The 19,615-nt window shown below is 60.2% G+C and carries 22 protein-coding genes; 7 read left to right on the forward strand and 15 right to left on the reverse strand.

Features of this window, described 5'->3' with window-relative positions:
* The first annotated feature begins 14 nt into the window (after positions 1–14).
* The 7 genes from ribH to CFE47_RS07775 all read left to right on the forward strand — a co-directional run bounded on the left by ribH (position 15) and on the right by CFE47_RS07775 (position 4,703).
* The gene (ribH, locus tag CFE47_RS07745; protein ID WP_003176356.1) at positions 15–491 is read left to right on the forward strand and encodes a 6,7-dimethyl-8-ribityllumazine synthase; all 477 of its coding nucleotides are present in this window, start codon (positions 15–17) and stop codon (positions 489–491) included.
* Positions 488–988 (forward strand): transcription antitermination factor NusB, encoded by a 501-nt coding sequence (gene nusB, locus CFE47_RS07750; protein WP_010206836.1) that lies wholly within the window; start codon positions 488–490, stop codon positions 986–988. The genes ribH and nusB overlap by 4 nt, the downstream gene beginning before the upstream one ends.
* Before the next feature lie 18 nt (positions 989–1,006).
* The gene (gene thiL / locus CFE47_RS07755) at positions 1,007–1,972 is read left to right on the forward strand and encodes a thiamine-phosphate kinase (protein WP_286836172.1); all 966 of its coding nucleotides are present in this window, start codon (positions 1,007–1,009) and stop codon (positions 1,970–1,972) included.
* Positions 1,973–2,026: 54 nt separating this feature from the next.
* Positions 2,027–2,755, forward strand: coding sequence for a substrate-binding periplasmic protein (locus tag CFE47_RS07760; protein ID WP_286836173.1), 729 nt, complete (start codon positions 2,027–2,029; stop codon positions 2,753–2,755).
* A 129-nt stretch (positions 2,756–2,884) separates the two neighbouring features.
* Positions 2,885–3,502, forward strand: coding sequence for a GTP cyclohydrolase II (gene ribA, locus CFE47_RS07765; RefSeq protein WP_095013680.1), 618 nt, complete (start codon positions 2,885–2,887; stop codon positions 3,500–3,502).
* Positions 3,499–3,918: an MFS transporter gene (locus tag CFE47_RS07770; protein WP_286836174.1), complete on the forward strand. Its 420-nt coding sequence runs from the start codon at positions 3,499–3,501 to the stop codon at positions 3,916–3,918. Before ribA ends, CFE47_RS07770 begins: the two co-directional genes overlap by 4 nt.
* Complete coding sequence (locus tag CFE47_RS07775; RefSeq protein ID WP_286836175.1) at positions 3,915–4,703, forward strand: cobalamin-binding protein; 789 nt, start codon at positions 3,915–3,917, stop codon at positions 4,701–4,703. Before CFE47_RS07770 ends, CFE47_RS07775 begins: the two co-directional genes overlap by 4 nt.
* 109 nt (positions 4,704–4,812) lie before the next feature.
* Here the strand turns inward: CFE47_RS07775 and dxs are convergent, their stop codons facing one another.
* The 15 genes from dxs to CFE47_RS07850 form a co-directional block, all read right to left on the reverse strand.
* Positions 4,813–6,711: a 1-deoxy-D-xylulose-5-phosphate synthase gene (dxs, locus tag CFE47_RS07780; protein WP_286836176.1), complete on the reverse strand. Its 1,899-nt coding sequence runs from the start codon at positions 6,709–6,711 to the stop codon at positions 4,813–4,815.
* Positions 6,712–6,821: 110 nt separating this feature from the next.
* Positions 6,822–7,709 carry a (2E,6E)-farnesyl diphosphate synthase gene (ispA, locus tag CFE47_RS07785; protein ID WP_286836177.1) on the reverse strand — a complete coding sequence of 296 codons (888 nt, stop codon included), beginning with the start codon at positions 7,707–7,709 and terminating at the stop codon, positions 6,822–6,824.
* A complete protein-coding gene (locus CFE47_RS07790; RefSeq protein WP_003176346.1) occupies positions 7,706–7,948 on the reverse strand; it encodes an exodeoxyribonuclease VII small subunit in 243 nt (80 codons plus the stop codon). The genes ispA and CFE47_RS07790 overlap by 4 nt, the downstream gene beginning before the upstream one ends.
* A gap of 170 nt (positions 7,949–8,118) precedes the next feature.
* Positions 8,119–10,542, reverse strand: coding sequence for a TonB-dependent siderophore receptor (locus CFE47_RS07795; RefSeq protein ID WP_286836178.1), 2,424 nt, complete (start codon positions 10,540–10,542; stop codon positions 8,119–8,121).
* Between the two features lie 103 nt (positions 10,543–10,645).
* Positions 10,646–11,578, reverse strand: coding sequence for a FecR family protein (locus tag CFE47_RS07800; RefSeq protein WP_286836179.1), 933 nt, complete (start codon positions 11,576–11,578; stop codon positions 10,646–10,648).
* Entirely contained in the window at positions 11,575–12,084 is a 510-nt protein-coding gene (locus CFE47_RS07805; RefSeq protein WP_286836180.1) for an RNA polymerase sigma factor, read from the reverse strand. Before CFE47_RS07805 ends, CFE47_RS07800 begins: the two co-directional genes overlap by 4 nt.
* A gap of 268 nt (positions 12,085–12,352) precedes the next feature.
* Positions 12,353–12,985, reverse strand: coding sequence for an isochorismate family cysteine hydrolase YcaC (gene ycaC / locus CFE47_RS07810; RefSeq protein WP_122486070.1), 633 nt, complete (start codon positions 12,983–12,985; stop codon positions 12,353–12,355).
* Positions 12,986–13,201: 216 nt separating this feature from the next.
* Positions 13,202–13,396, reverse strand: coding sequence for a hypothetical protein (locus CFE47_RS07815; RefSeq protein ID WP_286836181.1), 195 nt, complete (start codon positions 13,394–13,396; stop codon positions 13,202–13,204).
* A gap of 16 nt (positions 13,397–13,412) precedes the next feature.
* Positions 13,413–14,186 (reverse strand): LexA family transcriptional regulator, encoded by a 774-nt coding sequence (locus CFE47_RS07820; RefSeq protein WP_286836286.1) that lies wholly within the window; start codon positions 14,184–14,186, stop codon positions 13,413–13,415.
* A 213-nt stretch (positions 14,187–14,399) separates the two neighbouring features.
* On the reverse strand, positions 14,400–14,927 hold the full coding sequence (gene ppa / locus CFE47_RS07825; protein ID WP_003219382.1) for an inorganic diphosphatase: 528 nt from the start codon (positions 14,925–14,927) through the stop codon (positions 14,400–14,402).
* Between the two features lie 109 nt (positions 14,928–15,036).
* Positions 15,037–15,852 carry a M90 family metallopeptidase gene (locus CFE47_RS07830; RefSeq protein ID WP_286836182.1) on the reverse strand — a complete coding sequence of 272 codons (816 nt, stop codon included), beginning with the start codon at positions 15,850–15,852 and terminating at the stop codon, positions 15,037–15,039.
* 6 nt (positions 15,853–15,858) lie between these two features.
* Positions 15,859–16,515, reverse strand: a complete 657-nt coding sequence (locus CFE47_RS07835) for a DedA family protein (RefSeq protein WP_016978561.1) — start codon at positions 16,513–16,515, stop codon at positions 15,859–15,861.
* 313 nt (positions 16,516–16,828) lie between these two features.
* Complete coding sequence (locus tag CFE47_RS07840) at positions 16,829–17,287, reverse strand: GNAT family N-acetyltransferase (RefSeq protein WP_017735604.1); 459 nt, start codon at positions 17,285–17,287, stop codon at positions 16,829–16,831.
* 92 nt (positions 17,288–17,379) lie between these two features.
* On the reverse strand, positions 17,380–18,213 hold the full coding sequence (gene eutC / locus CFE47_RS07845) for an ethanolamine ammonia-lyase subunit EutC (RefSeq protein ID WP_286836183.1): 834 nt from the start codon (positions 18,211–18,213) through the stop codon (positions 17,380–17,382).
* Positions 18,210–19,604, reverse strand: a complete 1,395-nt coding sequence (locus CFE47_RS07850) for an ethanolamine ammonia-lyase subunit EutB (protein ID WP_286836184.1) — start codon at positions 19,602–19,604, stop codon at positions 18,210–18,212. Before CFE47_RS07850 ends, eutC begins: the two co-directional genes overlap by 4 nt.
* Positions 19,605–19,615 lie beyond the last annotated feature (11 nt).

A 19,615-nucleotide genomic window follows, 5' to 3' on the forward strand; every position in this document is an offset into this window, starting at 1 on the left:
AAGAGATTTGTCGAATGACCCTGAAGACCATCGAAGGTACCTTCATCGCCCCCAAAGGCCGCTACGCCCTGGTGGTTGGCCGCTTCAACAGCTTCGTCGTTGAAAGCCTGGTAAGCGGTGCCGTGGACGCCCTGGTTCGCCACGGTGTGAGCGAAAGCGACATCACCATTATCCGTGCCCCTGGCGCCTTCGAAATTCCACTGGTTGCGCAAAAAGTTGCTCAACAGGGTGAATACGCGGCAATCATCGCCCTGGGCGCGGTCATTCGTGGCGGTACTCCGCACTTCGAATACGTGGCTGGCGAATGCACCAAGGGCCTGGCCCAGGTGTCCATGGAGTTCGGCGTGCCAGTCGCTTTCGGCGTACTGACCGTTGATTCCATCGAGCAAGCCATCGAACGTTCCGGCACCAAGGCTGGCAACAAAGGTGCTGAAGCTGCCCTGTCCGCGCTGGAAATGGTCAGCCTGCTGTCGCAGTTGGAGGCCAAGTGATTTCCGACGAGAGCGACAACTTCAACCCGCGTGAGCCACGTCCAGCCGATGCTGGCAAGCCATCGAAGAACGAGAAGCGTCGCGCTGCTCGTCAGCTGGCGACCCAGGCGCTGTACCAGCGTCACCTGGCGGGTGCGTCGTTGAACGAAATCGAAGCGCAGTTTCGCGTCGACAACGATTTCACCTTTGCTGACCTGCCGTATTTCCACGACATCCTGCACGGCGTGCATGCCCACCTGACCGAGATCGATACAGCCCTGGCACCTTGCCTGGACCTGACCATCGAAGAACTGGACCCGGTTGAGCTGTGCGTCATGCGCCTGTCGGCCTGGGAACTGCTCTATCGCGTCGACGTGCCGTACCGCGTAGTGATCAACGAAGGCATCGAACTGGCGAAAGTCTACGGTTCGACCGACGGTCACAAGTTCGTCAACGGCGTGCTCGACAAGCTGGCTCCGCGCCTGCGTGAAGCCGAAGTGAAGGCGTACAAGCGCTAATCTGCGCTTGAACCTTTGATGGGCGAGTTCGAACTGATCCGCAAATACTTCGCCGCCGCGCCTTGTGCGCAGGGCGGCGAAGGCATTGCCCTGGGGATCGGCGACGACTGCGCCTTGCTGGCGCTCCCCGCTGGGGAGCAGTTGGCGGTTTCCACCGATACCTTGGTGGCCGGGGTGCATTTTTCCGACCCCTGCGACCCGTTCCTGCTCGGCCAGCGCTCGTTGGCCGTTGCGGTAAGCGACCTGGCCGCCATGGGCGCCCATCCTCTCGCGTTTACCCTTGCTCTCACCACGCCGACGGTCGATGCCGATTGGTTGCAACGCTATGCCCAAGGCTTGAATGTCATGGCGCAAAGCTGTGGCGTCGTCCTGGTGGGCGGCGACACCACGCGTGGCCCGCTCAGCCTGACCATGACCGTGTTCGGTCGTGTGCCCGCTGGGCAGGCATTGACGCGCAGCGGTGCGCAAGCGGGTGACCTGTTGTGCGTGGGGGGCGAATTGGGCAATGCCGCCGGCGCTTTGCCGCTGGTATTGGGCCAACGCACGGCCGATGCAGCCATCGCCGAGCCACTGCTGGCGCACTACTGGTCGCCGCAGCCGCAGTTGGCCCTCGGGCTGGCGCTGCGGAACAAGGCGACGTCTGCGATGGATATCTCCGACGGGCTCCTGGCCGATTGCGGGCATATCGCTAAGGCGTCGGCTGTCAGCTTGTTGATCGAGCGCCAGCAGTTGCCGTTGTCCACGGCCTTGCTGGCGTTTGTGGGGGATGACGAGGCGCGTGTGGCGGCCCTGAGCGGTGGCGACGACTACGTGTTGGCGTTCACTCTGCCGCCTGCCGAGTTGGCGCCGTTGCTGGCCGCTGGTTGGCCGGTCCATGTGATTGGCCGGGTCGAAGCGGGGCAGGGCGTAACGCTGCTCGACGCCGATGGGCAAGACATCACGCCGGCCATTCGCGGCTATCAGCATTTTCGCGAAACGCCGTAAACCGGCGACCTGCGCTACCCTCTATACGATCTTCACGGAGTAGGGGGCTGTCCCATGGATGTGCGCGGCTGGTTTTTGGTAGTGCTGTGCGCCTTCACATCCCTGGCGCACGCCGATGAGGTGTCGGTGGTTCCCGGCAAGGTCCTATTGGCCAGCGAGGCCTGGGATGATTACACCAACCCCGACGGTCGCGGGCTGGCCTGGGACGTGCTGCGCAAGGTCTTCGAACCGGCCGGAATCACCCTGCAAACCCGCTCCGAGCCTTACACGCGCTCGGTCGGCTTGGCCCAGCGCGGCGAGGTCGATGGCTGGGTTGGTTCCTATCGCGATGAGGCCAAGGGCGTACTCTATCCTCATTGGAACTTCGATTCCGATCACATCTACGCCCTTGGCCTGGCCAGTACTCCCGTGCCGACGGTGGCCACGCTGGGCAATTATCGTTTGGCCTGGGTGCGTGGCTACAAGTACGAGGACTACCTGCCCAATGTGCACCGCTTCAACCAGATCGAACGCCGTGATGGCATCCTGCCGATGCTTCGACATGCCCGAGCCGACTTTTATATCGACGCCTTGACCGAAGCCCGTGAAGTCCTTGGGCAAGCGGATGATCCCTCGACGTTCAAGCTGACCCATATCGCCGAACTGCCGCTGTACGTGGGGTTCGCCGATAATGAACGGGGGCGGGGTTTAATGGAGGTGTTCGACCAGCGCATGGCGGCCCTGGTGAAAAATGGGGAGTTGAAGCCGATTTTCGAACACTGGAATCAGCCCTATCCGTTCTGACATGCATAGAACCGGGATGAAGGCCAATCGAACCTATTGATCTTTACCACCGATAATTCAGCTTAAGCGTCTGTAGGAACCTGCTGTTACAATGGCCGCCTTTGTAAAAACTGAAATCAGGAGCACACGGTGCCCGTCGTTTTCGTCGCCGCTTCCAAGCTGCCTACCCCTTTTGCCACGTTCACCATGAACGGCTTTCTTGAAGAAGCCACCGGTCGCGAGCACGTCGTGCTCAGCCTGGGCGATATCGCTGATGGCGCTCCGGTGCTGGGTCGCGTGCACTCCGAGTGCCTGACCGGTGATGCACTGTTCAGCCAGCGTTGCGACTGCGGTTCGCAACTGGAAGCCGCCATGCGTGCTATCGCCCGTGAAGGCCGAGGCGTGTTGCTGTACCTGCGCCAGGAAGGCCGTGGCATTGGCTTGATGAACAAGATTCGCGCCTACGAGCTGCAAGATGGCGGTGCCGACACCGTCGAAGCCAACGAGCGCCTGGGCTTCGCCGCTGACCAGCGTGACTATGCGATCTGTCTGCCGATGCTTGAACACCTCGGCGTCAAATCGCTGCGCTTGATGACCAACAACCCGCGCAAGGTCAAAGCGTTGACCGACATGGGTATCACCGTAGCCGAGCGCGTGCCGCTGCATACCGGGCACAACCCGCACAACAAGCTCTACTTGGCCACCAAGGCCAGCAAGCTCGACCACATGATGGGCAACGAGCATCAGGGCGAGGTCGACCGCGCGTGACCCGAGGCCAGGTGAAACGGCGACTGTCCTTCAACTGGTGGCAGTACCTGGCCCTGGCGTTGCTTCCCCTGTTTGTGATCAATCTGGTATTCGGCCAAGCCGAATCCCTGCTGCCGGTGTTGGCCATGCCGTTTTTTATCGCCGGCGTGGCCTCGATGTTCCTTAGCCTGCGTTACTTCAACGGCTACAAACACGCGTTGATCGCCACCTCCAAAGCCCTCGACACCCCCGAAGAACCATCTGCCTGGATTACCCTGGCGGCCCGACGGCGTGCGGCGTTGCTGATCGCTGCTATTCCTGCCTGGATTGGCGCGCTGGCGGTGTTCGTAGGGTTGGAAGCCGTGCCGCTGTGCTTGCTGGCGCTGTCGACCCTGGTGTTGTTCTACCTCTACCGCATACCCCGTCAACTGGGATGATGCGCCGCTGGCTGGCCGTTTTGCTGCTGGCATCGAGTACCCAGGCATGGGCGGTTGAGCGGGTGGTCAGCCTCGCGCCGTCTCTTTCCGAAATCGTGGCTGAACTGGGCGCTGCCGATCTGTTGGTGGGCGTGCTTGATGGTGGCGAGCGGCCGCCGGAATTGGCAGAGGTGCCGTCCGTTGGGCACTACGGCCAACTGGACATGGAGCGCCTGCTCAATCTCAAGCCCGACCTCATCCTGCTCTGGCCCGGCAGTGTCGGCCCGGCCCAGCGCGAGCAGTTGCAGCGCTTGAACATCCCCATTTACGTCGCCGACCCCCATAGCCTTGAACAGCTCACTACCCAGGTCCAGGCCATCGCCGAGCAATTGGGACGTGCTGATGCCGGGCGGCAGTTGGCCGCGCAGCTGCGCCAACGTCTGGCCGAACTGCGCCAGCGTTATCAGCGGGCGCAGCCGCTGCGGGTGTTCTATCAAGTGTGGAACCAGCCGCTGTACACCGTGGGCGGTGGGCAGATCATCAGTGATGCGCTGAGTGTATGCGGCGGGCGCAATGTGTTTGACGACCTCAAGTTACCCGCGCCGCAGGTGAGTATTGAGTCGGTATTGCAGCGTGATCCCGAGGTGATTCTTGTCGGTGATCAAGCGCAGATGGAAGCATGGAAAGCCTGGCCAATGATGGCGCCGCGAGTGCGATTAGTGCCGGATAAAGGCCTGGAGCGGCCTAGTGGGCAGATGGTGGAGGCGGTGGCGAGGTTGTGTCAGGTGATATCGCCAAGCCGCTGACACCGCTATCGCAGGCAAGCCAGCTCCCACCTTAAATTGTGTACGCGATCAAAATGTGGGAGCAAGCCCGCTCCCACATTTTAGTTCCGGTTTCTGCCGGAATATCGGGCTACAGGCCCAGCAGCGCCATGCGCTCGCGCACCGATGCTTCGATCCCGGCTTCGTCCAGCCCACACTCCGCCAGCATCTGCGCTGGCTTCGCATGTTCGACATACACGTCCGGCAAGCCCAGGTGCAGCACCGACTTGAGGATGTTCTGCCGCGCCAGGAACTCGCTGACCGCCGCACCGGCGCCGCCCATGATGGCGTTCTCTTCGATGGTCACCAGCAGTTCGTGGCTGCCGGCAATCTCGCGCACGAGAGCTTCATCCAGTGGCTTGACGAAACGCATGTCGACCACGGTGGCGTCGATCTTCTCGGCGACCTTCAAGGCTTCGGCCAATTGCACGCCAAACACCAGGAACGCCGTCTTGCTGCCTTGGCGACGCACGATGCCTTTGCCGATCTCGATAGGCGCAAGGTCCTTCTCGATCAGCGCATTCGGGCCATTGCCGCGTGGGTAACGCACGGCGGCCGGGCCGTTGTACAGGTGGCCGGTGCTGAGCATCTTGCGCAGTTCGTTCTCGTCGCTCGGCGTCATCACCAGCATGCCCGGGATGCAGCGCAGGTAGGAGAGATCGAAGCTGCCTGCGTGGGTCGGGCCGTCTTCGCCCACCAGGCCTGCACGGTCGATGGCGAACAATACGTCGAGGTTCTGCACCGCCACGTCATGCACCAACTGGTCATACCCGCGCTGCAGGAACGTGGAGTAGATCGCCACCACGGGCTTGGCACCTTCACAGGCCATGCCGGCCGCAAAGGTCACCGCGTGCTGTTCGGCAATCGCCACGTCGAAGTAACGCAGTGGGAAACGCTCGCTGAACGCCACCAGGTCGGAGCCTTCCTTCATCGCCGGGGTAATGCCCACCAGGCGCGGGTCGGCGGCGGCCATGTCGCACAGCCATTCGCCGAACACACCGGAATACTTCGGTCCGCTGGCTTTTTTCGGCGCAGCAGCGGGGGCGTCCACGGGTTCCAGTTTGGTGATGGCGTGGTAGCCAATCGGGTCGACTTCCGCCGGGGCGAAACCTTTGCCCTTTTTGGTGACGATATGCAGGAACTGCGGACCCTTGAGGTCACGCATGTTGCGTAGCGTGGCGATCAGGGTGGGCAGGTCGTGGCCGTCGATAGGGCCGATGTAGTTCCAACCCAGCTCTTCGAACAGGGTGCCGGGCACCAGCATGCCCTTGGCATATTCTTCGGTACGGCGGGCAATTTCCCACGCGCCAGGCAGACGCGAGAGCACCTTCTTGCTGCCTTCACGCATGCTGGCGTAGGTACGGCTGGAGAGGATTTTTGCCAGGTAATTGGACAGGCCACCGACATTGCGCGAGATCGACATGTCGTTGTCGTTGAGGATCACCAACATGTTGGCGTCCACTTCCGGCGCATGGTTCAGTGCTTCGAAGGCCATGCCGGCGGTCAGCGCGCCGTCACCGATCACCGCAATCGCCTTGCGATCACTGCCTTGCAGGCGGGCGGCAATCGCCATGCCCAGCGCTGCACTGATGGAGGTGCTGGAGTGTCCGACGCCAAAGGTGTCGTACTCGCTCTCGGAGCGGCGCGGGAAGGCGGCAATGCCGTCCTTTTGGCGTAGCGTGCCCATTTGCTCGCGACGACCTGTGAGGATCTTGTGCGGATACGCCTGATGGCCCACGTCCCACACCAGCCGGTCGTCCGGGGTGTCGAACACGTAATGCAGGGCGATAGTCAGCTCGATGACGCCCAGGCCGGCGCCGAAATGCCCACCGGTCTGGCCGACCGTGTAGAGCAATTCCAGGCGCAACTCATCGGCCAGGGTTTCCAGCTCGGCTTCACCCAGACGGCGCAGGCCGACCGGCGTGACAGCACGGTCGAGCAGGGGCGTGGACGGGCGCTTGCGGGGAATCTCTTGAAACGTCGTGGGCATCAGGCGAATCGTTATAGGTATAGAAGAGGCGGCAGTTTACCTCAAGCATTGCAAACTGCCCACGCAGAGCGCCGAACTTGGCTGATATGCGGCCGTAAAGGCCGCCGTTATCAGTGCCGGCGTTCGACGATATACCGCGCCAGGTCCCGCAGCGGCTCGGCCGCCGCGTCGAAAGGTCGCAGGGCGTCCAGGGCTTGGTCGCGCAGTTCAAAGGCGTACGCCTTGGCCGCGTCCAGCCCGAGCAATGCAGGATAAGTCGGTTTGTCCCGTGCGATATCGGCACCCTGGCGTTTGCCCAGGGTGGCGGTATCACTTTCCACGTCGAGAATGTCGTCCTGCACCTGGAAGGCCAGGCCGATGGCGCGGGAATAGGTATTCAGCGCGGCCAGCTGTGCAGCTTCGGCGCGGCCACTGGCCAGGGCGCCCAACTGCACGGCGGCTTCGATCAGCGCGCCGGTCTTGTGTCGGTGCATGTATTCCAGCGCCTGTTGATCAAGTTTTTGGCCGACCGATCCCAGGTCGATGGCCTGGCCGCCAACCATGCCGGCGGGGCCAGCAGCCACGGCTAGGGCGGTAACCATGCGCAGGCGAATCTCGGCGTTGACGCTGCTCAGCGTTGGGTCCAGCAGTGCGCCGAACGCCAGGCTTTGCAGGCCGTCACCGGCCAGAATTGCGCAGGCTTCATCAAAGGCTTTGTGGGTGGTGGGCTGGCCGCGACGCAAATCGTCGTCGTCCATCGCCGGCAAATCGTCATGCACCAGAGAATAAGCGTGGATCAACTCCACCGCGCACGCCGCACCATTGGCCTGCTCGGCCGGTGCGCCGAGCGCTTCGCACGCGGCATACGCCAACAATGGACGCACGCGCTTGCCGCCATTCATCACGCTGTAGCGCATGGCTTCGTAAAGACGCTTGAGTTCGGGGCTTGGCGCAACAAACAAGGGTTCCAACGCCGCATTGACCCGGGCTTGGCTACTGGCCTGATACGCGTCGATCATTCGGGTTGTTCCGCATCGAAAGGCTCTTCGGCCAATTCCCCGTCACGTTCCAGCAGCACCTGCACCTTCTGCTCCGCCTGCGCCAACGCGCTCTGGCAGTCGCGAGTCAGGCCGATGCCTTGCTCAAACGCTGTCAACGAGTCTTCCAGCGACAACTCGCCGTTCTCCAGACGCTCGACCAGGGTTTGCAGGTCGGCGAGGGATTGTTCGAAATCGAGTGCAACTTTTTTACGGGCCATGGCGGCTATTCCGGTAGACGGTAAACCGGCGGGACACTAGCAGACATGGGGATTCTGGGCAAATGAGCGGGGGTGGTCCAAGAAGAGCGTGAGCCGAATAAATGAGTTATTCGGCTCACAAAATGAGCCGATTGCTCACGCTATTCGGCTCACTACTCTTTCAGGCTTTGTTAAAAATCGTACTTGAAACCCGTCATCACATTACGCGGCGCCCCATAAACCCCGGCGCTGGTAGTGGTGAAGTATTCCTTGTCGAACACGTTGTTGAGGTTCACCGACGCCGAGAGGTTTGGGGTGATCTGGTAACGCGCCAACAGGTTAGCCACGGCGTAGCTGTCTTGGGTGTAGTACTTCAAATCGAAACCGGTTTTGCTCTGCCAATTGAATCCGCCGCCAACCGTCAGTTTGTCCAGCGGGCCGGACAGACGGTACGTGGTGAACATCTTGACGCTGTGGCGAGGGATTTGTGTGGCAATGCGCTGGTCATCCGCGTCGGTGCTGACGCTGTAGGTGTAACCCCCGGCGACGTTCCAACCCTGGGCCAGTTCGCCGTTGAGCTCCAGCTCCACGCCTTGGGTAGTGGTGCCTTGTACGGCTTTGTAGGCTTGGAAACTGGTGGGTGTCAGGTTATTGCCGTCAGGTTGCGACAGGTTGTCCTGCTCAAGTTTGAACAACGCCAGGCTGGCGTTGAGCATGTCGTCATTGAAGCTGCCCTTGACCCCGAGTTCATAGCCGGTGCCCTCAAGCGGCGCCAGGTAGGAACCGGTCACGGTCTGGTCGCTTTGTGGGCTGAAGATTTTGGTGTAGCTGGCGTACACCGACCAGATGTCGCTGAGGTCGTAGACGATCCCGCCGTACGGGATGAACACGCCGTTTTCTTCACGATTCAAATGGATGTCGTCGTAGCCTGCTGCGGTGTAGGTCACGTCGTCGGTTTGCTTCCAATTGATCAGGCGCCCGCCCAGGATCAGGCTGGTGGCGTCATTCAGATGCCAGCGTGAGGTGAGGTAGGCCGAGTACTGGTTTTCCTTGAAGTCCTCTTCGCCTTTTTTCTCGAAACTGGGCTTGGGCGCGCTGCCGTCCCAGTCGTAGACGGGCCCGATGCTGCCGTCGTAACCGCCGCGCATCCAACCGCCGTAGTCCGGCGCGTTGGTGTTGCGGATCTGCGATAGCTGCACGCCTGCGATCAGTTCATGTTCGCGCCCCAGCAGTTCAAAGGGGCCGGTGACATAGACGTCAATAGCGTTCTGCTTAGGGTTACCCTTGAATTTATTGGGCAACACGGCAGCGCCGAGTCCCGTGGCGGGGTCGATATCGCCGTACAGGTAGCTGATCGCCGAGTCGTATTGATTGTCGGTGTGGGTGAAGTCGAGCTTGGCGCTCCAGCCGTTATCGAACTGATGCTCCAGAGATGCGAAGTAACTTGTCTGGTCGTGGTCGTAGAACGACCAATCGGTGGCGGTGTTGAATGAGCGCTTGAAGTCTGTGCGCCCCCCGGCACTGTCGAACAGTGGAAAGCCGCTGCGAGGTGGCGCGTTGGTGTGCACGGTCTGGTAGCTGAAGCCCAGGGTCAAAAGGGTGCTTTCGCTCAGATCGAACTCACTGATGCCGTAGACCAGGTTGGTGTCCTGTTTATAGCGGTCGACCCAGGAGTGCTGGTTTTTGTAGTCCAGCACCATACGCCCGCGAATATTGCCGGCGTCGTTCAGCGGGCCGGAGACGTCCACCGACGTGCCGTAGCGATCCCAAGTGCCGGCTTCGCCGCTGATACTGGCTTGAGGCGTGGCGGTAGGGCGCTTGCGGATCAGGTTGATGGTGGCGGACGGTTGGCCCATGCCGCTGATCAGGCCGGTGGCACCGCGCACCACTTCAACCCGGTCATACATGGCGGTGTTCTGGGTGTAGTTGTCCATGCGCGACGAGGTTGGTACACCGTCGACCTCAAAGTTGCTGATAGCGAAACCGCGCGAATAGTAAGCGTCGGAGTCAGCGCCCTGGCCTTCGCGTACCACCGTGATACCGGATGTGGCCTCCATCGCGTCGGTCAGGTTCGACATCTTCTGGTCGGCGATGCGTTGTTGGGTGATCACCGTCACGGACTGCGGGGTTTCCTTGAGCGCAATGTTCAGCCGGTTTGAGCTGCTGGACGATTGCGTGGTGTAGGAACCGGTGCCTTCGGTGATGGAGCCGGGTGCCTTGCCGGAAATACTCACGGCCGACAGTTGCAGGGTGTCGCCGGTTGCAGCCGGGATATCGATCACGAAACTGCTAGCATTGGGCTGGCTGTAACGGGCGCGGGTGCCGCTGGTGAGGATGCTCAAAGCTTGCTGCGGCGTATGTTCGCCGCTTAATGGTGTGGAGCGCAGGCCGGCGGCTTGCGTCGCGTCATAGATGATTTGGTAGCCACTCTGTTGGGCGAACTGGTCCAACGCATCGGTCAACGATTGTGCTGCGATATTGAAATTCAAACGCTGACCGCTTGCCTCGCTCGCTGCAGGCGTTGCGGCCTGGGCAAACGACAGCGGCAAGCCGACGGCCATCAAGGTGACCGCCAGCGGTAAGAATTTGAACCGCGTGACCTGTGAATAGTGCATACATCCTCCCCCGAGTTACAAATGATAATGCTTCCTAAGTGCGGGGTAAGACGCAGCAGGCATCCAAATTACCGTGGGAGGCGTAAATAATTTTTCGAGGCAGTCAGCCGCGCACGATCAGCACTCGACGGGTGAGGGAGGTAGTGCGCAATTTCTGCGCACTGATCAACGCGTCGACGGCACTGTCGATTTGCTGGAGGTTGAAGCTGGCGCTGATAGGGCGTTGCGCGGCCTGGTCGTCGAGCCATATGACCCGGCCGCCCTGGTAGCGCATCAACTCGTCGAGGACGTCCCGCAGCGGCGCATTGCGCACCCGCAGTTGGCCGTCGCGCCACGCTAGCAGGCGGTCGGCGTCGACAGCGATAGGTGGCTGGATCTGGCCGTCAATGACCTTGAGTTGTTCACCCGGTTTCAGCGGTTGATGCTGCCCGCCGGCCATCACTTCGACCTGGCCGCGCAATAGCGTGACTTCATCCTGGTTCGACCCGTGGCTGACCGAAAACGCGGTGCCTAATACCTGAACCCGCGAGTTGCCAGCACGCACTACAAACGGTCGGCCATCGTGGCTCACGTCCAGAAACACCCGACCGCGCAGCAAGTTTACGCGGCGTTCATTGCTGTTGAGCGTGATATCGACGGCGCTGTCGCTGTCCAGATGCAGACGCGATCCGTCGGCCAGGGTGATGTCCTGCTGCCGCCCCGTGGCGGTGGCGTAATCACTGCCCCAGGTGGTCATCGGTGGCGTCAACAGCATCACCGTCGCGAAAGCCAGCACCAGGCAGGCCGCCGCTGCGTAGGTCGCCCGTCGCGACAGTGGGCGCCGCCGCTCAGTGCGCCGCACAGCGTGGGCTGGGCGCTCGAGCAATGTCCAGAGTGTCTCTACGTTCTGGTAGGCATTGGCATTGAGCGGTTCCGCGCGCCACAACTCAAACGCGTTGCGCTGTTGTGCGCTGACATTATCGCCACGTAGACGCGTCCACCAATCCAGCGCTTGCTGATCACGTTCGGACGGCGAGGGGTTTGGCTGATTGTTCATCGGGACTCGTTGGCGTGCAGGACAGCGGCGCAATGGGCCATGGCCTTGTTCAAATGCCGCTCCACTGCACGGGCATCCAGACCCAGGCGAATGGCGATCTCCTTGTAACTCAACTGCTCAACCCGAGCCAGCAGAAACACCTCACGGGTAGGCGAGGGTAGCCCATCAATCAAGCGCTGCAAATGCTCAAGGGTGTTTCCGGCAATCGCGCTATTCTGTGGGTCGGCGTCACCGGCCAACGCCTGCAGTTCCTGCTCATCGCTGACACCGCGTACGCGATTACGCCGAGCGTGGTCGATGCTCAGGTTGTTGGCGATCCGGTACAGGAAGGCGCGAACGTTGCCAATCTTGGCGACCTCGCTGTTCATCAGGCGAATGAACGCGTCCTGCAGCAGATCGTTAGCGGTTTCGCGGCAATTGACCCGGCGAGTGAGGTAGGCCAGGAGTTCACTACGATGCCGGCGGTAGAGCGGGCCGAGGTTGCGGTTGCCAGGGTCGTCGGACATGGCGGGGGCGCCGCTCTGGGAAGTAGGGGAGTGCGATGTTAGTGGTAATGAGAAGTTGTCGCAAGAACGTCAGGTATTCAAGGCGCATTGCCCATGTGCCGTTTTCAACTGTGCTTCAAACGCCTGCAATCCAGAATGCATCGTCTGCAAAAGGGCTATTTGGGTTCTGAAAATGGGGTTTTCAGGGTAGGGGGTGCTGTATGGGGGAGAGTCAAGTCACCACAAAAAGCCCGCTTTTCAGGGCAGGCTTATTGGGCGGCGCGCGTTGTTAGTCTTTGCGAGCCGTCAGCGCCGAATAACCATTCATCAAGTTGCGATAGTTCGGAATCCGCTGGGACAGCAAGTTACCCAGCCCTTCAATATCGTTGCGCCAGTCGCGATGCAGCTCACAGGCCACCGAGAACCAGTTCATCATCTGCGCGCCCGCTTGAGTCATACGACTCCATGCCGCCTGCTGCACCGTGGTGTTGAACGTACCCGACGCATCAGTCACCACAAACACGTCGAACCCTTCTGCCAACGCCGACAGTGTTGGGAACGCCACGCACACATCCGTGACCACACCCGCAATGATGATCTGCTTGCGGCCAGTGGCCTTGATCGCCTTGACGAAATCTTCGTTGTCCCACGCGTTGATCTGGCCAGGGCGAGCGATGTACGGCGCGTCTGGGAACATCTCTTTCAGCTCAGGAACCAGCGGGCCATTCGGGCCTTGTTCGAAGCTGGTGGTGAGGATGGTCGGTAGTTCGAAGAACTTGGCCAGGTCCGCCAGGGCGAGCACGTTGTTCTTGAACTCGTTGGGGGAGAAGTCCTGGACCAGGGAGATCAGGCCGGTTTGGTGGTCGACCAGCAGGACTACGGCGTCGTCTTTGTTGAGGCGGTTGTAGGTTGGAGTGCTCATGGTTGAATCCTTTTTTGTTTAGGTTGGTTGGGCGTTGTGTTCAACATGGGCATAGGTTAATGGTGGGTTGGAGTGGGATAAATCAGGCGGGGCGAGTCTTACTGTCAACCAAGGAGAGACAATAAGGGTTTGCGGTTTGTGCCGCAGCTTGTTGCATGGTCAAAGGAGGGTGAATTGAGGTGCGTCAGAGGGGAGTGGGGTGCCAGTGCTTGTTTTTCAAGCATTAAAAAGCCGGCTTGTGGCCGGCTTCTCGGGGACTGCTTCAGCTTGTTTTTGACAAGCCTCACCAGCCTTCAAATCGCTCAGCCCACGTTGCGTCAGGCTGAATAAAAGGGGCATCAGCGGGAACTCCTCCGCATCGCCGAGCAGGGAGAATAGCGCTAAGCCACCCCTGCCAAATGTGCGGCGCATGATACCCACATTCACCTCAAATGCCCACCTCCGGATCCGATTTAGAGCCTTCCCAGCCCAATAGATGCTCATCCAGTGGGACGGGTGGGCGGCGGTTATTCAGTGTGGACCACCAGAACACCCAGCCCACGATCTGGACGCTCTGTTCGAAGCGCTCTTCGTGTGTCAGGTACTCATCCGGGTGTTCGCTGGCGTTCTGGCTGCGCAGGCGCAAGCCACCTCCCGGGCGGTTGTAGAGGTACTTGATGCGCAACATGCCGTCGTGTTCAACGGCATAGATTTCACCGTCGATGATTTGGGTGCGGCCTCGGTCTATGGCGAGGGTGGAGCCTTGTTGGATGATGTCGATCATGCTGTTGTCGACCATGTAGGCGCCCAGTGCACGGTCGGGGTTTACGTTAAGGGTTTCGAATGTGTGCCTAGAGACGCGGATGCGCTCGGCTGAGGTGAACGTGAAGTGGAGGGGGATCTCCACGTCTATTTTTTCCGGGTGACAGGCCGGGCCTGTGAGGTATTTGCCGCTTTCTTCGCGGGTGGGGAGTCCTTTCCTGGTATCAGGGCCTTCCAACATGAAGTTGGCCGGTGGGTGTTTGGGACCTTCGCCGGTGCGTAGCCAACGACTGGAGATACACAGTAGTTCTGCGATCTCATTGAGTCGGCCCATGGGTACACCGCGTTTGAACCAGTTATTCACGTGTTGAGGCGTGACACCGCGGTTCTTGGCGAAGTCGGAGGCGGAAAGATGAACTTCCCTTAGTAGCGCTTTTAAACGATCACCTGATGTATTCATAAACGCAGAGTTTACTGGCCGGAAAAACAAATCAAATAAACTATGCGTTGAATTGCGCGCGTAGGTTTTTGCTGGGTTGTGGCCTGATTTTTCAACTTTCTTGAATGAATAAACATTTAATGCTGTTAGTTGAACTTGGTGTTTAATTTTCCCATAAAAAAGCCCCGAATAATCGGGGCTCTCTTTTATTGCCGAGGCAATGAGTAGCAAGTATCAGCCTTTGTAGGCAGCCACCGACTTCAGGATCTCGGCACGGGCGGCGTCTGCGTTACCCCAACCGTCGATCTTCACCCATTTGCCTTTTTCGAGGTCTTTGTAGTTCTCGAAGAAGTGCTTGATCTGTTCCAGCAGCAGTGGCGGCAGGTCGGTGTATTCCTTCACGTCCACGTACAGCTGCGACAGCTTGTCGTGAGGTACCGCGATAACTTTGGCATCGCCGCCGCCGTCGTCGGTCATGTTCAGGATGCCGACTGGACGGGCGCGGATAACCGAACCTGGGGTAACCGGGTAAGGGGTTACAACCAGCACGTCGAGGGGGTCACCGTCGTCTGCCAGGGTGTTAGGGATGAAACCGTAGTTGGCCGGGTAGAACATCGGGGTGGCCATGAAACGGTCAACGAACAGGCAGTCGCTGTCTTTGTCGATTTCGTATTTGATCGGCGCGTGGTTGGCCGGAATCTCGATGGCGACGTAGATGTCGTTCGGCAGGTCTTTGCCAGCCGGAATCTTGCTGTAGCTCATTGGGCGTTGCCCCCGTTAATTGGCCAAGAAACTTGGCCGGATTGGCCTAAAAGTGGCGGCGATTATAGGCACATTCCGCCGCCGATGCCATGCGCCAGACGTCGTACGGTTATTCGCCTTGCGGCTGATAACGCGGGTCGTGCGCCTGCAGTTGGTTCAGGCGGGCCAGAGGATCCTGGCGATAAAAGAGGCTGAGCTGGGCGTACACCTGTGGATAACTATTGACCAGTAAATCCGGGGCGCTGAAAAAATATTCGCTGGTGACCGCAAAGAATTCCGCCGGGTTTTCGGCGGCGTAGGGGTCTATCTCCGTCTCGGCATCCGGGTTGGCGTCCAGTTGGCGATTGAGGTCGTCGTAGGCGCCTTGCATTACGCTGGCCCAGTCTTGCACGCGCATGTCGTGGTGCAGCGGCGGCAGGCCATTGGCGTCACCGTTGAGCATGTCGAGCTTGTGCGCCAGTTCGTGGATAACCAGGTTGTAGCCTTCCCACTGGCCGCTTGCCAGCACGCCGGGCCACGCGAGAATCACCGGACCTTGTTGCCAGGCTTCGCCGCTGTGTTCGCCGTCCCATTCGTGCTCGATGCCGCTGCTGTCGCGGTGGCGCTGGGGGCTTAGGAAGTCGTCGGGGTACAGCACGATTTCGTGGAAGCCCTGGTACCAATCTAGGTCGCCCAGATTCATCAGCGGCAACTGTGCCTGGGCGGCGAGCAGCACGCGTTGTTCCTGGTGCAGTTCGACGCCGGGCAAAGCGGTGAGGTGCTTTTGATCGAGGAACACCACGCAGGCTTCACGCAGCCACTGGTCCTGCTCGGCGCTGATGCCGTCGAGGAACGTCAGGTGGTGGCGCACCCGTTGCCAGGTGTCATCGGCAATCGGGTGCTTGGCCAGCAGGCGCCGGCGACGCCAGGCGCTGAGGGACCACATCGCGGTTTACTGCGGCTTGGCTTCGGAGGAGGTGCGGCCAAAGCGGCTGCGGAATACGCCAATGATCATCGGCACCAGCGACAGCAGGATGATAAACACCACCAGCAGTGACAGGTTTTTCTTGATGAATGGCACGTTACCGAAGAAGTAACCCAGGGTCACCAGGCCGCCAACCCAAAGAATGGTGCCGAACACGCTGAACCCGAAAAAGCGCGGGTAAGGCATTTTGGCGATGCCAGCAACAAAGGGTGCGAACGTGCGCAGGATCGGCAGGAAGCGCGCCAGGGTGACGGTTTTGCCGCCGTGCTTGTCGTAGAAGTCGTGGGTTTTTTGCAGGTAGTCGCGGCGGAAGATTTTTGAGTTCGGGTTGCTGAACAAGCGCTCTCCGGCTGTTCGCCCGATGACGTAGTTGGTGCTGTCGCCGAGTATTGCCGCCAGCATCAACAGGCCGCCCAGCAAGACCGGATCCATGCCCCCGCCTGCGGCCACGGCGCCGGCGATGAACAGCAACGAATCACCCGGCAGGAACGGCATGACCACCAGGCCGGTTTCACAAAAAATAACCAGGAACAGAATGGCGTAGATCCACGGACCGTAATTGGTAACCAGCAGGTCGAGGTACACGTCGAGATGCAGGATAAGGTCGAGCGGGTTGAAATCCATGGATGGCACCTGTGTGGATGGCCCGGCTCAGCAGGCCTGTGCGGAAGCTCGGGTGAAGAAGGCTACAAGTGTATGCCGCATTTCTTACAACCCTGAAAGGTCCGCATTATACGGATTGAGAGGTGAAAAGCGTGTTGGTTTTGTAGCGAGGGATGTCGCAAAAATGCGGCATAGATGTTCTGTCGACCGTCGCAGGTCCAAATGTGGGAGCGGGCTTGCCCGCGATGGCGCAGTGTCAGTTACAAATGGTCTGACTGAACCGCCGCTATCGCGGGCAAGCCCGCTCCCACACGGGGTTTGTGGTGTTTTGATTTCAGTCTTCGCTAATCGGCAACACGTAGTTCTTGAACTCCGTATCCTCACGAAACCCGATCGACTCATAGGTCTTCTGCGCCACTTCGTTGTCACTGCTGGTCGATACCCGCAGCCGCACCGCGTGGGTTTCCTTGGCCATTTTCTTCGCAGTGCGCATCAGGTTATCCGCCACCAATTGCCGGCGAGCGTCTTCGGCCACATAGATGTCGTTGAGGATCCACACACGCTTGAGCGACAGCGAGGAAAAGCTCGGGTACAGCTGGCAGAAACCCAGCAGTTTCTTGTCATCGTCATCCGCCAGTGCCAGGTAGATCACCGACTCCTTGCGGCGCAGGCGTTTTTCCAGGAAGGCCCGTGATGAGTCCGGGAAGGGCAAGGCCCCGTAGAACTCGCGGTATTTGACAAACAAGGGGGTCAGCAGGTCCAGGTGTTCCAGGGTCGCTTGAGTAATCCGCATGTCAGGCCTCAACTTCCAAATGGGGGATGACCACACAAGCGGCCGTGACTCGATGCTGCCTAAAGGCGCGAAAAAGCGCAATCATGCAGCGATCAGTCATTCGGTGAGCTGAGCAGGAAATTCCCTTTCATCAGGTCCGGATCATCGGATTCGATCGTCTGAACCTGCGCCTCATCCTTGAGATTGACCCCCGACAGCTGCCGACGACACGCCTCTCGCATCAAGTACAGCAAACGATGGGCCGCCATGCCATAACTCAAGCCTTCCAAACGCACATTGGAGATGCAGTTGCGATAGGCATCGGTGAGGCCAACCTTGGGGTTGTAGGTGAAATACAGCCCCAGACTGTCCGGCGAACTGAGCCCCGGCCGTTCGCCGATCAGGATCACGGTCATCTTGGCGCCGAGCAATTGCCCGATTTCGTCCGCCACGGCCACGCGGCCTTGTTCCACCAGCATCACCGGTGACAGCGACCAACCGTCTGCGTTGCTCTGTTCCTCCAGGCGCGTCAGGAACGGCAGGGTGTGCTTATGCACCGCCAAGGCCGACAGGCCGTCAGCCACCACGACCGCCAAGTCCACACCGCCAGGTTTGGCCGAAGCGTGATCGCGCAGCAATTGGGCCGACTCATCACTCAGGCGCCGCCCCAGGTCGGGGCGTTGCAGGTACATATGACGGTCCGTCGCGGCACTGTGCAGCAACAGACTCTCGCGGCCCCGCTCGGCCAGTTGGCTGCTGAGACCCGCAGGGTCGAACGGCAGGTGCACCGCGTCGCGTGCCTGGGCGTGGGCGAACTGGAAGTCCAGTTGCGCATTGGTGGGAATGCTGGTGCCGGTGCGGCCCAGGGCAATGCGCGCCGGGGTCAGGCGACGCAATTCCAGCCATGGGTTGTCAGGTAGGTCGAGTTGCACGGGCGGCTCCTTCATCCCAATTGCGCCAAGGCTTGGCGAAATGCCGGTGGCAGGCTGCTGCCGAAGTGCACCTTGCCGTCGGCTTGCGTGAAGATGCCCATTTTCGCCAGCCATTGTTCAAACTCGGGTGCGGGCTTCAAACCCAATGTTTGTCGGGCGTACAAGGCATCGTGGAACGAGGTGGTCTGGTAGTTGAGCATGATGTCGTCGGAGCCGGGGATGCCCATGATGAAGTTGATCCCGGCCACGCCGAGCAAGGTCAGCAGGGTGTCCATGTCGTCCTGGTCGGCTTCGGCATGGTTGGTGTAGCAGATGTCGCAGCCCATCGGCACACCCAGCAACTTGCCGCAGAAGTGGTCTTCAAGGCCGGCGCGGATGATCTGTTTGCCGTTGTACAGGTACTCGGGGCCGATAAAGCCCACAACAGTGTTCACCAGGAACGGCTTGAAGTGCCGGGCGACTGCATAGGCGCGGGTTTCGCAGGTTTGCTGGTCGACGCCAAAATGCGCGTTGGCCGACAAGGCGCTGCCCTGGCCGGTTTCGAAATACATCAAGTTCTGGCCCAGGGTCCCACGGTTAAGGCTCAGTCCCGCCTCGTAACCTTCCTGCAGGACGTTCAGGTTGATGCCGAAACTGGCGTTGGCCGCCTCGGTGCCGGCAATCGACTGGAACACCAGGTCCAACGGCACGCCACGGTTGATCGCTTCGATAGAAGTGGTGACGTGGGTCAGCACACAGGCCTGGGTCGGGATTTCGTAGCGCTGGATGATCGCATCGAGCATTTCCAGCATCGCGCAGATCGAGGCGATGCTGTCGGTGGCTGGGTTGATGCCGATCATGGCGTCGCCATTGCCATACAGCAGGCCGTCGAGAATGCTCGCGGCGATCCCGGCCGGTTCGTCCGTGGGGTGGTTGGGTTGCAAGCGCGTGGATAAGCGCCCACGCAGGCCCATGGTGCCGCGAAATTGCGTGACCACGCGGATCTTTTGCGCCACCAGCACCAAGTCCTGCACGCGCATGATCTTGGAGACGGCAGCGGCCATTTCGGGTGTCAGACCTGGCGCTAGCGCCCGTAGGCTGTGTTCATCGGCCGCATCGCTGAGCAGCCAGTCGCGCAGGCCGCCCACGGTCAGGTGGCTGACCACGGCAAACGCCTGCTTGTCGTGGGTGTCGATGATCAGCCGGGTGACTTCATCGCTTTCATAAGGGATGAGCGCTTCCTCAAGAAAGTGCTTGAGCGGGATATTCGCCAGCGCCATCTGCGCGGCCACCCGTTCGCCGTCGTTCTGCGCGGCGACACCGGCGAGGAAATCCCCGGAACGTGCGGGGCTGGCCTTGGCCATCACGTCCTTGAGGCTGTCGAAGCGGTAGGTGTGTGCACCCACCGCGTGGGAAAAGCTTGCCATACAGTGTCTCC

This window comes from Pseudomonas sp. PGPPP1 (genome assembly GCF_002255865.1).
Classification (GTDB): domain Bacteria; phylum Pseudomonadota; class Gammaproteobacteria; order Pseudomonadales; family Pseudomonadaceae; genus Aquipseudomonas; species Aquipseudomonas cremoris.

Coding starts and splice junctions, on each gene's coding strand:
- ycaC (WP_122486070.1), bottom strand. CDS start 12,985: ATGAGCACTCCAACCTACAACCGCCTCAACAAAGACGACGCCGTAGTC.
- CFE47_RS07815 (WP_286836181.1), bottom strand. CDS start 13,396: ATGCGCCGCACATTTGGCAGGGGTGGCTTAGCGCTATTCTCCCTGCTC.
- CFE47_RS07800 (WP_286836179.1), bottom strand. CDS start 11,578: ATGAACAATCAGCCAAACCCCTCGCCGTCCGAACGTGATCAGCAAGCG.
- CFE47_RS07835 (WP_016978561.1), bottom strand. CDS start 16,515: ATGGATTTCAACCCGCTCGACCTTATCCTGCATCTCGACGTGTACCTC.
- CFE47_RS07840 (WP_017735604.1), bottom strand. CDS start 17,287: ATGCGGATTACTCAAGCGACCCTGGAACACCTGGACCTGCTGACCCCC.
- CFE47_RS07805 (WP_286836180.1), bottom strand. CDS start 12,084: ATGTCCGACGACCCTGGCAACCGCAACCTCGGCCCGCTCTACCGCCGG.
- ppa (WP_003219382.1), bottom strand. CDS start 14,927: ATGAGCTACAGCAAGATTCCGGCTGGCAAAGACCTGCCGAACGACATC.
- dxs (WP_286836176.1), bottom strand. CDS start 6,711: ATGCCCACGACGTTTCAAGAGATTCCCCGCAAGCGCCCGTCCACGCCC.
- ribH (WP_003176356.1), top strand. CDS start 15: ATGACCCTGAAGACCATCGAAGGTACCTTCATCGCCCCCAAAGGCCGC.
- CFE47_RS07795 (WP_286836178.1), bottom strand. CDS start 10,542: ATGCACTATTCACAGGTCACGCGGTTCAAATTCTTACCGCTGGCGGTC.
- CFE47_RS07820 (WP_286836286.1), bottom strand. CDS start 14,186: ATGAATACATCAGGTGATCGTTTAAAAGCGCTACTAAGGGAAGTTCAT.
- CFE47_RS07850 (WP_286836184.1), bottom strand. CDS start 19,604: ATGGCAAGCTTTTCCCACGCGGTGGGTGCACACACCTACCGCTTCGAC.
- ispA (WP_286836177.1), bottom strand. CDS start 7,709: ATGATCGACGCGTATCAGGCCAGTAGCCAAGCCCGGGTCAATGCGGCG.
- CFE47_RS07790 (WP_003176346.1), bottom strand. CDS start 7,948: ATGGCCCGTAAAAAAGTTGCACTCGATTTCGAACAATCCCTCGCCGAC.
- eutC (WP_286836183.1), bottom strand. CDS start 18,213: ATGAAGGAGCCGCCCGTGCAACTCGACCTACCTGACAACCCATGGCTG.
- thiL (WP_286836172.1), top strand. CDS start 1,007: ATGGGCGAGTTCGAACTGATCCGCAAATACTTCGCCGCCGCGCCTTGT.
- CFE47_RS07775 (WP_286836175.1), top strand. CDS start 3,915: ATGATGCGCCGCTGGCTGGCCGTTTTGCTGCTGGCATCGAGTACCCAG.
- CFE47_RS07830 (WP_286836182.1), bottom strand. CDS start 15,852: ATGTGGTCCCTCAGCGCCTGGCGTCGCCGGCGCCTGCTGGCCAAGCAC.
- CFE47_RS07760 (WP_286836173.1), top strand. CDS start 2,027: ATGGATGTGCGCGGCTGGTTTTTGGTAGTGCTGTGCGCCTTCACATCC.